General features: G+C 68.9%; 16 protein-coding genes and 1 pseudogene. 10 read left to right on the forward strand and 7 right to left on the reverse strand.

Features of this window, described 5'->3' with window-relative positions:
* Positions 1–95: 95 nt before the first annotated feature.
* From ACFV3E_RS39690 to ACFV3E_RS39710, 5 genes and pseudogenes are all read right to left on the reverse strand, one after another.
* Positions 96–185: pseudogene (locus ACFV3E_RS39690) on the reverse strand (IS5/IS1182 family transposase); the annotation flags it as partial.
* Positions 186–425: 240 nt separating this feature from the next.
* Positions 426–716 carry a hypothetical protein gene (locus ACFV3E_RS39695; RefSeq protein ID WP_500540350.1) on the reverse strand — a complete coding sequence of 97 codons (291 nt, stop codon included), beginning with the start codon at positions 714–716 and terminating at the stop codon, positions 426–428.
* A 67-nt stretch (positions 717–783) separates the two neighbouring features.
* Positions 784–1,239: a hypothetical protein gene (locus ACFV3E_RS39700; protein ID WP_500362234.1), complete on the reverse strand. Its 456-nt coding sequence runs from the start codon at positions 1,237–1,239 to the stop codon at positions 784–786.
* Positions 1,236–2,186 carry a metallophosphoesterase family protein gene (locus ACFV3E_RS39705; protein WP_500540352.1) on the reverse strand — a complete coding sequence of 317 codons (951 nt, stop codon included), beginning with the start codon at positions 2,184–2,186 and terminating at the stop codon, positions 1,236–1,238. Before ACFV3E_RS39705 ends, ACFV3E_RS39700 begins: the two co-directional genes overlap by 4 nt.
* Positions 2,187–2,254: 68 nt before the next feature.
* Positions 2,255–2,563 carry a plastocyanin/azurin family copper-binding protein gene (locus tag ACFV3E_RS39710; RefSeq protein WP_500362236.1) on the reverse strand — a complete coding sequence of 103 codons (309 nt, stop codon included), beginning with the start codon at positions 2,561–2,563 and terminating at the stop codon, positions 2,255–2,257.
* Between the two features lie 1,011 nt (positions 2,564–3,574).
* Here ACFV3E_RS39710 and ACFV3E_RS39715 point away from each other — a divergent pair.
* The 8 genes from ACFV3E_RS39715 to ACFV3E_RS39750 all read left to right on the forward strand — a co-directional run bounded on the left by ACFV3E_RS39715 (position 3,575) and on the right by ACFV3E_RS39750 (position 9,534).
* Positions 3,575–3,766: a sigma-70 family RNA polymerase sigma factor gene (locus tag ACFV3E_RS39715; RefSeq protein ID WP_500540354.1), complete on the forward strand. Its 192-nt coding sequence runs from the start codon at positions 3,575–3,577 to the stop codon at positions 3,764–3,766.
* Positions 3,767–3,777: 11 nt separating this feature from the next.
* Positions 3,778–3,954, forward strand: a complete 177-nt coding sequence (locus ACFV3E_RS39720; protein WP_500540356.1) for a hypothetical protein — start codon at positions 3,778–3,780, stop codon at positions 3,952–3,954.
* Positions 3,955–3,961: 7 nt separating this feature from the next.
* On the forward strand, positions 3,962–4,765 hold the full coding sequence (locus ACFV3E_RS39725) for an anti-sigma factor family protein (protein ID WP_500540358.1): 804 nt from the start codon (positions 3,962–3,964) through the stop codon (positions 4,763–4,765).
* Positions 4,766–5,476: 711 nt separating this feature from the next.
* Complete coding sequence (locus tag ACFV3E_RS39730; protein ID WP_500540360.1) at positions 5,477–5,905, forward strand: ATP-binding protein; 429 nt, start codon at positions 5,477–5,479, stop codon at positions 5,903–5,905.
* Positions 5,906–6,134: 229 nt separating this feature from the next.
* Complete coding sequence (locus ACFV3E_RS39735) at positions 6,135–6,551, forward strand: hypothetical protein (RefSeq protein ID WP_500540362.1); 417 nt, start codon at positions 6,135–6,137, stop codon at positions 6,549–6,551.
* Positions 6,552–7,261: 710 nt separating this feature from the next.
* Positions 7,262–7,543, forward strand: coding sequence for a Sec-independent protein translocase subunit TatA (tatA, locus tag ACFV3E_RS39740; protein WP_500540444.1), 282 nt, complete (start codon positions 7,262–7,264; stop codon positions 7,541–7,543).
* Positions 7,544–7,845: 302 nt separating this feature from the next.
* Entirely contained in the window at positions 7,846–8,745 is a 900-nt protein-coding gene (gene tatC / locus ACFV3E_RS39745) for a twin-arginine translocase subunit TatC (RefSeq protein WP_500540446.1), read from the forward strand.
* A 558-nt stretch (positions 8,746–9,303) separates the two neighbouring features.
* Positions 9,304–9,534, forward strand: coding sequence for a hypothetical protein (locus ACFV3E_RS39750; protein ID WP_500540363.1), 231 nt, complete (start codon positions 9,304–9,306; stop codon positions 9,532–9,534).
* Between the two features lie 387 nt (positions 9,535–9,921).
* Here the strand turns inward: ACFV3E_RS39750 and ACFV3E_RS39755 are convergent, their stop codons facing one another.
* Positions 9,922–10,161, reverse strand: a complete 240-nt coding sequence (locus ACFV3E_RS39755; RefSeq protein WP_500540364.1) for a chaplin — start codon at positions 10,159–10,161, stop codon at positions 9,922–9,924.
* Between the two features lie 278 nt (positions 10,162–10,439).
* A complete protein-coding gene (locus tag ACFV3E_RS39760) occupies positions 10,440–10,679 on the reverse strand; it encodes a hypothetical protein (RefSeq protein WP_500540365.1) in 240 nt (79 codons plus the stop codon).
* A 511-nt stretch (positions 10,680–11,190) separates the two neighbouring features.
* Between ACFV3E_RS39760 and ACFV3E_RS39765 the strand changes: the two genes are divergently transcribed.
* Both ACFV3E_RS39765 and ACFV3E_RS39770 read left to right on the forward strand, forming a co-directional pair.
* Entirely contained in the window at positions 11,191–11,964 is a 774-nt protein-coding gene (locus ACFV3E_RS39765) for an enoyl-CoA hydratase-related protein (RefSeq protein WP_500540366.1), read from the forward strand.
* A gap of 50 nt (positions 11,965–12,014) precedes the next feature.
* The gene (locus ACFV3E_RS39770) at positions 12,015–13,145 is read left to right on the forward strand and encodes an NAD(P)-binding domain-containing protein (protein ID WP_500540448.1); all 1,131 of its coding nucleotides are present in this window, start codon (positions 12,015–12,017) and stop codon (positions 13,143–13,145) included.
* The last annotated feature ends 274 nt before the right edge of the window (positions 13,146–13,419 follow it).

The following is a 13,419-nucleotide window of genomic DNA, read 5'->3' on the forward strand; positions in this document are numbered from 1 at the left end:
CCCGGTGCCCGGAGACGGGCACGCCGGGTTCGGGAGGCGGCTCGGGGAAACCCACTGGTGGAAACACCAGCAGGGCGCCCCGAGTCGACCTCACCTACCGCGCGGAACTGCTTCAAGCGGTTCAAGTAGCGTTCGACGACGTTGCGGCGCTTGTAAGTCTCGGTGTCGAACGCGGACGGGCGTCCGCGTCACCCACGGCGCCCGCCGCCTGCACCTGCAGATCGCCGCCACCTGGCCCTGGCGCCGCGACGTGGCGTCACGACCTGGCGGCCGCCTTCACCCGGCTGCGGACCCTGCCCCGGCCCGCCACCCAAGCCGGCACGGATTGTTGCTGCCCACCCCACGCATCGAGGCCCCTTGGAGAACCCGGCCTCTGCGCGCCGGGTCCTGGGCATGCCCCGCGACCGCGCACGGCCGGCAGGACATCACCGACGCCGTCGTCCCGGCTCGGCCGGAGCCGACCCAAAAGCGGTGGCCAGGTCGTGCTCGGTGATCTCGTCGGCGGGGCGGTGGAGTGTCCAGCGGTGGACCCCGCCGTCCATGGGCAGCACCTCGACGACGGTTTCCCACGGCGGGCAGCCGGGTTCACCACAGCCGAATTGGCGGATCATGACGGCGGTGTCGTCGTCCAGGCCGAGCAGGATGCGCACAGCGTCCCTCAGTTCACGCAGGTGCGGACTCGGCCAGGCGATTCCTGGGCGTGGTTCCAGGTGCATGGGAGATACCCCTTTGGTTCCGGGAAGAGTGGCAGGTGGCGTGGACGGCGGGCTCCGTCGTGGTGGTTCAGTCCGGTGGTGTGCCGGTGGTGGCCCGGTTCCGGATCGGTGGCATAAGGGGTGGTCGGGCAGCACGGTGTTGCGTGGCCACCGTCATCTGCCAGGTCACAAGGAGGAGCAGCGTTCCGGTTTCGGCGAGGAGGCTGAGGAGGGCCTGTGGTGCGGGCTGCAGACCGCGCTCGGTGAATCCGAACACTCCGACGGTGCGCGAGGCGACGAACCCGCCGAGGGCCCCGAGCGCGACGCCTGCCGCGGCAGCCCTCAGCAGCAGGGGTGGCGTCCCCCACAGAAGCAGGGCTGCGAGGGCGAAGGAAGCGCCGGCCTGGAGGAGGAACAGGGGGCCGATGAGGTGGATGAAGCGGTACTCGTCGAGGTAGAGCTGGGCGTGGATGTATCCGCCGGCGGCGAGGGTTGCGGCAGTCGCCCACCGAAAGACGGGGATGAGCAGTCTTCGGGTGTTCATGCCAGCCTCTGATCCTTGATGGCCAGTTCGCGGTCGCCTTGCCGGTAGCCGACGCTGCGGATGCCCAGTGCGTCCTTGAGCTGCCGGGCGGGGACGACCTGCGGGGTGGGCGCGGGGGCGCGGCCCGGCTTGGGCAGGGGGTAGGCGGTGGTGGTGGCGGAGTGGAAGGTGATGTTGCCCTCTGTCTTGGTGAACAGCTGGTGGACGTGCCCGTTGAGACAGGTAACGGAGGAAAAGCGGCGCAGGACGGCGATGACCTTGAGGGCGTCGTCGGTGCTCCAGCCCCACTGCGGGTACATCGCGAACAGCGGGATGTGGCTGAAGACCACGATGGGGGTGTCCGACGACAGTCCGGCGACGTCCTTGCGGACGAAGTCGATCTGCTCGTTGCCGAGGTGGCCGAGCTTCTCCAGGCTCAGGGTGTTGACCAGGGCGATGAAGTGCACGCCGTGGGTGTCGAAGCTGTACCAGCCGTCGCCGAGCGTGCCCATGCCGAAGGTCCGCCGGTAGGCGCGGCCCGCATCGCCGATGGAGTCGTGCTCGCCCGGTACGGTGAAGACACGGTCTGTCTTCATTCCGGCCATCATCTGCTTGACCTGGTCGAACTGTCCGGTCGTGGACAGGTGGGTCAGATCGCCGCTGTGCATGACGAAGTCGGGCCTGAATCGCAGCGAGTTGACCTGGTTGATCGCTTCGGTGAACGATCCGGCCACGTCCGTGTTCGCAGGCCCCTGGAACCCGATGTGGCTGTCGGAGACCTGCACGAACCGCAGCGTGCCGCTTCCCGCGGCGGCGGAGGCGGCACCGGCCCCGGCGTTGGTGGCCCGGACGTCGGCGTTGGTGGCCCGGGCGTCGACGATGTGGCTGATCACCTCTCCACCGGCCACGGTCAGTACCACCGCGCCACCGAACCACCCTGCGTGGCGGATGAGTTGGCGACGCGTCATACCGTGTTCCGTATCGGACCGGCCCGTGTCGTGGTCCGGCGCTGCGTCGTGACTGTCGTAGGAGTCGGTCATCGGGTCACCTCCACGGTGGCGGTCATGAACGGATGGATGGTGCAGAGGTAGGCGTAGGTGCCGGGTTTGGTGAACGTGTAGCTGTAGGTGGCGTGGGTGGCCAGGGCGGCGGACTGCAACGGGCCGCCCGTTGCGGCGCTGGTGACGGTGTGGTCGTCGGTGTCCTGGTTGGTCCAGGTCACCGTCGTACCCACCTTCACCTTCAACGTGGCCGGGGAGAATGCGAAGTTCTTGATGGCAACGGCGTTCCCGGTCACCGGCGCGGCCGGCCCGCCCGCGCTCGAGTGACTCGTGGGCATACTCATGCTGGGCATCGGCGAGGCGCCGGGAGGGGTGCCCGCCGCCTTCCCCGGCCCTGTGGCACCGGGCATCCCGGCCGTTCGGTGCTGACCCGGACCGGGTGTGAGTACGCCGGCTCCGGAGGACGAGGGATGCGGCGACTGAGCGCATGAGCTGAGGAGCCCGAGCGCGCCGACGGTGGCGATGGTGGCGACGGCCAGCCCGGCCGCAACGCGTGATCGCCGGCCTGGTGTGCGGAAGTTCAGATGCATGGTGTTGGTTCCTGACTGGTCGGGCGGAGCGGAGGCTGCGACGGCAGGGCGCAGACAACCGCGGGGATGTGTGGTGGATGCCGTGTTCACGGCCTGTTTCGACCGCTGCACGCGGCCGGCGCCGAGCAGAGCCGTCGCCGTGGTGTGCGCCGGGTACGGGCCGAGGCCACGCGGTGGCGCCGGCTTCGATGTACGAGGGCACGGCGACCGTGGCCGGCGCCGGGAACGCATGCGTCGCATGGTGCGTCTCGGTCGCCTGCGATCCGTCCTTGGGCACGTGGGGAATCGATGAGGAACTGCGGGAAAGTCGGCTTCTGCCCGGCTCCACGGACGGCGAGGGCCATACGGTTCGACGTCCATGCACTTTGGTGAAGTCTTGGCATCGCCGCAGACCGGTCGGCCCGCCCGGGCGCTGTGCACGAAGGATCCCGGTGAACGTCGCGGCACCAGCCACCGGCACACCCCCCGCGGCACTCACACAGTGCTGCCCGCGGCTCCCGTGGCACTCACACAGTGCTGCCCGCGCCTCTCCGTGCGTTACAGAAAAAAGCTGTACATCTGCGCGCCAATCGACTTATGTCCCGGAGTTCCGAAAACGTGACCCAAAGACCGATCCGGATCGCTCCGCGCGCCGTGTATTTGGTAAAGGGACTCTTTCGACCGCAGAGGAGGAACCGCTGCGCACTCCCGTACGCGGAGCACGCAGGGCCCCTGTTTCCCTACGTGCTGCGAGCGACCTCAGGAGATCGGCAATGGGCGGAGGACGTGGTGCAGCAGACGCTGCCGCGGGCGTGGCAGCATCCCGCCGCATTCGATCCCGCACGCGGCCCGGCCCGGGCACGGCCGTGCACCCTCGCCCGGCATCCGGTCATCGACGCCTACCGGGCCCGGCAGGCCAGGCCTGCCGAGGCCGGCCGCGACGTACCGGAGCAAGCCGCCGAGACGGCACCCGGGTGATTGCCGACGCCGTGCCGACACCGGCCCCGGACCACCGCGCGGTGCCGCCGAAGACCCACTACCGGGGCCGGACCACGGTGAAGGCCGCACGGGTGCCGGGCATCGCGCCGGGCACCGTGAACCAGCGGACGTACCCCGCCCTGCACGCCCTGCGACCGGCGCACCGGGAGCGGGGGCTCGAGCCATGACCGTGGCGTGCAGGAGGTGGCGCCCATGAGTGCCACGCACCACGCCCTCCGGCTGGCGCTGGGGGGATACGTCCTGAGCACACTGCCCCCGGCAGAAAGGGAACAGGTGCGCGTCCACCTCACGCAATGCGACGAGTGCCAGGCCGAACACATCCGGCTGTCGGGACTGCCCGCGCTGCTGGCGACGGTGACCGCGGCCGAAGCCGCGGGCCGCACCGCGCCGGCCGCGGACGGGGAACCGTCCGACCGACTGGTGGCACGGGCAGCCAAAAACACGCTCGGCCCTTCGCCCGCGCGGCCTGCGGCGCCGGCCACGCCGGCACCACAGACGGGTGCCCTGGACAGGCTCCTGGGACAGGCCGCAGCCCGACGCCGCAGGACCTGGCGTCTGCAACTGGCCGGCGCCGCCGCCTGCCTGACGTTCATCGCAGCAGCGGCCGGCGGCACATGGCTGGCGGCCATCGGATCCCTCAGCAGTCAGGCGACGCCGCCCGGGCCGACCGCACCGGCCGCCTGGCGCACGTTCTCCGCAAGCGATCCCGCCACCGGCGTCTCGGCCACAGTGAAGGTCCACCCCTCTGCCTGGGGCAGCGTCCTCAAGATCTCCGCCAAAGGCGCCCCCGCCGGAACCACCTGCCGACTCCAGGCGGTCGGGCCCGACGGCACCAGAACGGACAGCGCCACCTGGCGCGCGGGCCAGTACCCACCCGGCACCACCATCCCAGGCACGGTCGCCATGCCCCCGGGAACCATCGACCACTTCGAGATGCTCGCAGGCAACGGCCGCAAACTGGTCACCATCCGACCCTGAAGCATCGACGACCACCACCATCACTCCGTGCCGCCGCCACGCCCGCACCACCTGCCATCGGGGAGACAGTGCCGGCACCGAGCCAGTTCAACGACCCGGTCACCAGGCTGCGGCCCCCTCCCATCACACGGCCTCGGCAGCAGTGGGCCGGCCACCACGGGCCGGCACCTCCCGGCGCAGTTCAACAGCCCGGGCGCCGGACTGCGGCCCCCTCCCATCACGCGGCTCCGACAGCGGCAGGCCGGCCACCACGGGCCGAGACCCCCCGGGACAGTTCAACAGCCCGGTCACCAGGCTGCAGCCCCCTCCCATCACACGGCTCCGGCGGACCGGCCACCACGGGCAGAAGCGACCTCTCGGGAGCCGGGCACCCTCACTGTCGGCTCCCGCGAACCGGCCCGGTCCTGGGTCGGCTCGATGCGTAAGTGCACCGACGATCGAGCGAGGGGAGGGAGCCACCGGTGTCCTGCCCGGCCGGATACGGCATCGATCAAGCTCTGACACCGGCGCATGGGCCCAGCCAGGTCGCCGTACCGATTCAACCCGCAAGAAATCACGTAAAAGGAGCGAATGGCCCGAACCGATGGGCATGCGCCGTCCGTGGAACTCAATGAGCGCGCCCATTTAAGGACCGGCCCACCGACCGCCCCGACGTTGCCGGCGGTCTCCCCCGTTCCGAGCTCCGCACCTCCACGGAAGAGCCAGAAGACCATGTTTGCGACCGATTCCCCCCGCCCGAGCTCGCTGCTCGACCAACCCTGCCGCCGCCAGGCGTTGCTCACCCTGCCCGCGCAGGAGGCGCTCGTCTCCGCCGCTCGTCACTTCGCGGCCGATCTGCTCGAGACTTGGAGCGTGCCCACAAGCGAGCGGGACTCTGCCGTTCTCATCGTCGATGAACTCGCCACCAACGCCGCCCAGTACGGCCGCGAGCGCATGACCCTGATGCTCGTCCTCGACCACGGCACTCTTCACATCGTGGTCACCGATTCCGGCACGACCGTAAAGCGCCCCCGCCGCGACATCGCCCCCGACGAACACGGCCGCGGCACCGGCATCGTCCAAAACCTCGCCCAGTCCACCGAAGTCCACCAAACACGCAGCGGCCGCGAGGTCCGCGCCTGCCTGAGGTGCCCGGCATGACCGGCCCGGACATTCCGCGCGAGCTGCGACACCGGGTCACCCGAGCACCCCGCACATGGGCCTCTCCGACCCAGGAGCCCCGCCCCGCCGACGGCCGCCCAGACCCGGCCCAGGTTCCCCTGCGGTCCGCGGCACATCCACCGGCCCTCGACCACGGCGGCTCCGACCACGACAGGGTGCCGTCTCGACGCTGCGGCGCCGGCCCTTGCGTACCGGCGCAGTGGTGACCATGGACCTCACCCCGAACAGCCATGAGGACATCGGCGCCCCGCCTGCGCGCGAGGCGTACACCAATGCGCCCGATCTGCACCGCGAGATACACCAGGTACTCGCTCTCGAGGCCGAACGCGACGGCCGCGGGGCACAACCCGTCACCGGCCCCCCGCTCAACGCGACCGCCGCCGAACGGGCCCGGCTCCTACGCCGAGCCGCCCTCATGGACCGAATCGCCCTGAACGACCCCCGCCCCGGCCCCCTCGCAGCAGCCGCAGAAACCGCCGCACAACTCCTCCTGCACGACCACCGCCATCCCGACCTCGTAGCCGGCCCACACCACCCCGACGCGACCACACCCACCCCCAACCGCCGCTTCTACGTCCGCCAGGAGTACGCCGCCTGGACCGCCGCCGGACGCCCCGGAACCTGAACCGACACCCACCCGAGAAGGAAGAAGGACACATGACCCGCAAGGACATCGACACCCGGCACGCCCCCGCAGCAGCCGGCCGACTCCACTCGCCCCGACTGCCCCGCCCGACCGCCACGCGTGAAGATCGCGCCCGGCAACAGGAACGATCACGACAGTCAAAGCCGATGAACGCACCGTGGCCGAACGCGAAGACGCACCCGCTGTTCCGGGTGCCCGAACGCAGTCGCTCCCAGGGGCAGCAGCTGGGGCTCCCATCCGGCCCAAACGCCCCCGCACACTCCGCGGGCCGGGCAGCCGGCGCAGGTGGCCATGCAGGTCACAGGCGGCGAACTGCGCCTCGCCACAAGCCCGCCTCCGGTCCGGCTCCCTGCGGTTGCGGCGGCGACGGGCGGGGAACTCTTCGCCCCATCGGCGGACGGGCAACCGTGCCGGACGCGCCCGCCCGCGGCAGCGGGCCGTCGTCCACGGCCGAAGGTGCGTGCCTCCCGCGATGTCTACCGCCCGCAAGACCCGGTCGCGAGCCGGACGCTTCCTCGGGCAGCGGCCGAGGCCCTGAGCGCGCCCGCAGAGCGCCGGGGCCATGGTCCTGGCAGCACGACACGATGCGCCGCGGACGCCCCCGTCCCCACCACCGCCTCGCACGAACAAGCGGCACGGATCGCCGAGACAGGCACGAAGGCCGACACGTTCGAAGGGGCGGTGTGACGATGTTCCGCAACGCGCTGGAACCCTGGCACCTGCTGATCCTGGTCGCGGTGCTGGTTTTGATCTTCGGCTCGAAGAAACTACCCGACACGGCCCGGGCGCTCGGCAAGTCCATGCGGATCCTCAAGAGCGAGACCAAGGCCATGAACGACGACGGCGCCTCAAACGAGCCGCGCCCCGAGCCTGAACCTGCACCGGGAACGGGAACGGGAACGATCCCGGACGCTCCCGAAGACAGCGCCACCGCCCGCAGCGCGCCAGCGGACAGCACGACCAGCCGCTGAGACTGAGCCCGGTCGTGCGCGCCCTCGGCACATCCCCGCACGAGACGCTGCCCCGAAGACCTGCCGGCCCGCTCACCTCTCGCGCTGCCGGGCCGCCCGCATCACTGTCCGCGGTTTCGCCCGGCGCCCGGGCCGAAGCAGTGCCGACCCGGACAACCGCCTCCCGGACGCGCCACCGGCCGCAACCGGCGCCACGGCGAGCCGTACTGACGCAGGGCCGGTAATCTCCGGTCCGCCGCACGAGATGAGGACGTGGCGTGCCCCAATCGGCCCGCAACAAGGAAAAGGATCCCGAGCGGCGGATGCCGCTCGCGGAGCACCTTCGTGAGATCCGTAACCGGCTCGTCAAGGCCCTCCTTGCCATTCTGGTCGTCACGATCGCCGCGGCCTTCCACTACAAGGGCATCGTGAACTTCTCCACCAGGCCGGTATTGGACTCGGTCGGCTGCCCGACGTCCTTCGCCGATCTGGCCAAGCGGACCGCAAACACCACCTGCGCGCGGATCACGATCAATGGTCTGCTCGCGCCCTTCACCCTGACGCTGAAGGTGTCCCTCATGGCCGGCGTCGTACTGGCCTCGCCGGTATGGCTGTACCAGCTGTGGGCGTTCGTTGCCCCCGGCCTGCACAAGCACGAGCGGAGATACGCCTACGCATTCGTCGGCGCGGGCGTCCCGCTGTTCTACGGCGGCGCCTTCTTCGCCTACAAGGTGCTGCCCACGACCGCGAAGGTATTGATCGGCTTCACCCCGCACGGGGTGGACAACCTGCTGCCGCTGGACGGTCTGCTCGACCTCGTCACCCGCATGGTCGTCGTCTTCGGCCTCTCCTTCGAGATGCCGCTGCTGCTAGTGATGCTGAACCTCACCGGAGTGCTGTCCGGCCGGCGGATAATCGGCTGGTGGCGCGGCATGATCATGGGAATCACGGCCTTTTCGGCTGTGGCGACGCCGAGCACGGACCCGCTGACCATGCTGGCGCTGGCCGCGCCGATCTGGGTGCTCTATTTCGCCGCCGTTGTCTTCTCCCTTCTCAACGACCGGCGCAAGGCCCGAAAACAGGAAGCAGAACCCGGCGACCACGAGATCTCCGACCTCGACCTCACACCGCAGGACATCGGCGAGGTGGAACCAGTGTCCACCAGCCAGACCCTGCCTGCGCAGCCGGACACCGACGACCGCTTCGACGGTGAGACGACGTGACCTGAGGGGCCTTCAGCAGGGACGAGGACTGGCGCGGTGGCCCGTGAAGGCGATGCCAATTCAGATAGGGGTCAATCCGGGCCGGAACAGGCCGAGGCCGGGTGAGAGGGCGTGCCGGTGCTGAGGTCAGACCTCGGTGGACATCCCGGTGCCGACCTGCTTCAGCCTGCAACCCGCAGCAGACACGCTTTCAGGAAGCCGGTCAGCAGGTGCCGGCGTCGGCCATAGTGGAAGAACTCACAGGTGGCCGGCCCGCACGCCGTCTGCGACGGCTTCGCCCAGGACTTCAACATCGGGGGCTCCTACTCGTACTCGACCGGGGGGTGAGGTGAACATCCGTGCCATCGGGTGTACAGCCGCGGGCCTGGTTCTTGGTCTGCTGCCGTTGCCGGTGGTCGCCGCGTGCGGCAAGGAACCAAAGCAGCACTTCCCGGACGCCTTCCCGGGCACGCACACCGATGTGAGTGCGCCTCATGCGTATCGTGACTTCGGCCTCGATGTGCCGCCGTCGGCAAGGTCGTGGGGTATTACGCGTGGTCTGCGGACGACGAGTACCCGATGGCGGCGGTGACGCGGATGCCCTGTTCCGCGGTGCCGGGCTTCGTATGCGGCAGCGGACTGCATAAAGCCTCCTCGCAGAAGACCGACATCACTGGTGCCCAGGTCTTCGCGCGGGACCACGGCCGGGCCGACGAGGACAAGGACGAGCGCTACCTCCGTGACACAGACGCCGTGGCCGTCGTGGTCCACCGGACGGGCACGGAATGCAGGGTGTACATCCACGCGTGATGAACGTGCGGTCGGGCTGAGGCCCAATGCCCAGCGCGAGTCAGCCGGTGAGCCGGCCACGTTGGTGGCCGATACAGCGCGCTGCCGTCGCCAGGGTCTGCACCGCTCCTGGGCCCCGTTGGCCGCTTTGGTGCCGGCAGCGTTACTGACGTCGGCTCTTCGGGGTGACAGCTCGTTGGGTTTGCTGACGGTTGGTCGCCGCCGGTTGTAGGCCGTGGTGTGTGCGGGTACGCGGATGGGGGCGGGTGACGACCGAGGGGCGTCAGCCCCGGGAGGCGCCATACAACGCGTACGTCGAGGAGGCCAAGCGGCGCCGCGGATGAGCGGCCTTCGGGACCGGGAAGGCCCCCACGGACTCACGCTGTCCCTGGGGGCCTTCCGTACGCGTCACCGGTTGATGCAGACGTTGCCGAACGCGGGGTTCAGGGCCGCAACAAGGTTGAGGCTGTTGCCGCAGATGTTGATCGGGATGTTGATCGGGACCTGGACATTGTTGCCGGAGAGAATGCCGGGTGACCCGGCGGCGAAGCCACCCGCGTTGGAGTTGGCGAGCGCGGTGCCGGCCGATCCGGTGGCGACCGCACCGGCGGCGGCGATGACCAGGGCGGCCTTTTTGACGCTGTTCATGAGAGCTGTTCCTCCTGTGGGGACGCGGCCCCCCCTCGAACCGGGGGGCCGCACCGTGAGCAACGCGGAGGCCGGGGCAGTGACACGGGAAGGTAGTGGAAAACCTTCGTATGGCGGAACCTGCATGTCGTGCAAGGGACCGGCCTCGGGGCGCGGCGCTCCGGGGACGGTGGTCACGGCCGGGCCGTGGCGTTGGCGCCCTGGCGGCAGCCGCTACTACAACCGGAGGCGACCAACCATCAGCTAGACCAACGAGCCGTCACCCCGAAGAACCGACCTCAGTAGGCGCGCTCGTCTGCGTTACACCGCTGGGTGGTCTTCGTCGGAGGCTTGCGGATGATGTCTTTGTCACCCGGCCCACAAGGCATGTAGGAGAAGCCGTCTGCCGTGTCCGGGTCATAGTGGACGACCGCGCCTTGCGTCTCGAGCATGGCTCGCCATGACTCCAGACGCTTGGCCCTGTCCTCGTCGAGTGACAGGCCGGCTCGCCGACGGGCTTCTACGCGCAGCATGATCACCGGGTACAGCTGACGATGCTCCCTGGATTGACGCGCCCCGCCCTGCACCACTTCACCCCCGCGCAGGCACGGGGCATCTCATCCAATCTGGAACGATCGGTCATTCCAAATGTTAGGCTCGATCACACCCTCCGCGCGCTTCGGGTGGCTCACCTTCCGGGCGCAACGAAGGGTCATTCCGTAACGACCGGTAAGGAAAGTGGTAAGCATGTCAGGGCTGCAGTCGAAGGTGATCGTTGCGACCGACGGTACGGCCGGAATGGGTGAGGCGTTCTCGCGTCGCGCCGCCTCGGACGCCCGACACCCGGCGCCAGGGCAAACACCCGGATCAGGCGGGACCCCGTTCACCACTCCAGGGACGCAACCACCTTCCGTCTCAGTATCAGGCTGTCCAGCCCAAAGGGGGAACTCCAATGTGGACGGAGTCCGCGATTCGGCGCTGTCCCGACGCCGACTCGGCCACGCCCCGCCCATTCGGGATAGATCGCAGGATCTACGATAAAATTATCTTGTGGCCGCATATGAGAATCTCGTCATGGCCAGTCAAGGGGATTCCGTCTGGATCACCCTGAATCGGCCTGAACGCCGAAATGCCTTGAGCTGGGAGCTGCTTCGCGAGTTGCAGAAGGCACTGACCGAGGTGGCGGGCTCGCCGGCGGTAGGGGTTGTTCTGGCGGCGAATGGACCGGTTTTCAGCGCCGGGCATGACTTCTCCGACGTGCTCGCACAGGACGCCAAGGGCATTCGGGAGCTGCTGCATCTGTGTACGGACGTCATGCGGCTTCTTCAGTCCGCACCGCAAGTGGTGGTGGCCAGAGTGCATGGTTTGGCCACGGCCGCAGGTTGTCAGCTCGTGGCATCGTGTGACCTGGCGGTGGCGGGTGAGTCTGCCGGATTTGCACTTCCCGGCGGCAAGGGGGGCTGGTTCTGCCACACGCCTGCCGTGCCGGTGGCCCGCTCCATCGGACGCAAGCGACTCATGGAGATGGCCCTCACCGGCGAGGTGATCGGTTCCCGCACCGCCCTGGAGTGGGGACTGGTCAACCGAGTGGTCCCCGACGGCGAACTGGACGAGGCGGTCGAGGAACTCCTCGCCCGGGCCAGTCGTGGCAGCGCGGCCAGCAAGGCGCTGGGGAAGCGAACCCTCTACGCACAGCTGGACCGTCCCGAATCCGACGCTTATGAGATCGCTTGCGAGGTCATGGCTGATGCCTCTCAGACCCCGGCAGCTCGCGAAGGCATTGCATCCTTCCTGGAGAAGAGGCCGCCGGTGTGGCCCGAGTGACGAATGAACGGAGCCCTGAGACGACGATGCAGGATTCCACGTCGGTGCCGATGCTCATCATCGGCGGGGGGCCGTTTGCGCTGTCGGCGGCCGCGCTCGCCGGTGACCGAGGCGTCGATGCGGTCGTGGTCGGACGGCCGATGGGGTTCTGGTCCGAGCACATGCCGCAGGGAATGCTGCTGCGTTCGGGCATCGACTGGCATCTGGACGCCACCGGCGTCTACACCCTGGAGGCGTATCTGCGGGAACGGGCCCTCTCACCCAAAGAGGTTGATCCGATACCCGTGGAGCTCTTTCGTGAGTATGCCGACTGGTTCCGCCGCGCCAAAGGCATCACCCTGAGGCAGGACCTGGTCACGCGCCTCACCCACCGGGACGGCACGTTTCACGCAGAGCTCGACAGCGGCGAGCGGATACGCGCCGATGTCGTGGTCGCCGCGCCGGGTATCAGCTACTTCACCCGACTACCCGATTGGGGCGGCTCGATCCCGTCCGGCCGCGCGTCCCACAGCTGTGACCTGGTCCGCTTCGATGCCCTGTCCGGGCAGCGTGTACTCATCGTCGGGGGCCGCCAGAGTGCGTATGAGTGGGCGGCTCTGATCGGTGAACACGGTGCGGCTCGCGTCGATGTGGTGCACCGCCATCCCATGCCCCGTTTCGCGTCGGTGAGTTGGACGTTCTTTGACGACTACCTCGAGGCCACCATGCGTGGTTCCGGATGGTGGCGCCGCTTGCCGATTCCCGTGCAGGAAGCAATCCTGGCGCAATGTTGGGAGGCCGGCCGCGGCACGCTGGAGCCGTGGCTGCCGGCGCGGCTCGATGCGGCCGACGTCCGGATCTGGCCGGAAACCACAGTGGTCCTGGCGGAGCCCACAGTGGACGGCGGACCGGTGCGGATCACGATGTCGAACACCCAGTCCTTGACCGTGGATCAGGTGATCTTCGCCACTGGATACGCGGCCGAACTGGCCCGCGTCCCGTTCCTGGCGGACCTGGTGGAACGCATCAAGATGCGAAATGGCTCTCCAGTGCTGGACGAAGCCCTCCAGAGCACCGTTCCTGGACTGTATCTCACCGGCTTCTCCGCGGCGCAGGATTTCGGGCCGTTCTTCGGTTTCGTCAAGGCCGCTCCGGCATCCGCCGCCCTGATCATGCGCGACATCCTGGCACGTACGGGCTGAAGTGACGCTCCAGTCTGCATCGAAGCTCACATGGGCATGGGCCCATCTCGAACACGCATATGTGCGAGCCGGTGCCGCGTCGGCGTTTCGCTGCGACCGTCGCCGACTGTGGGCCCACGGCCGGCCGACGACCGCAGAACCGCGGAACGCTTTGGTGACGGCTCGGTTGGGGGCGTTGGCCTGCGTGGGAGCCGCGAACTCCTCGGGGCCCCGCTGTGCCGCCGCCGGATCCATCCACATGACTTGCCAGAGGTGGCCGTCGAGGTCGAAGAAG

It is taken from the genome of Streptomyces sp. NPDC059718 (genome assembly GCF_042733315.1).
GTDB lineage: Bacteria > Actinomycetota > Actinomycetes > Streptomycetales > Streptomycetaceae > Actinacidiphila.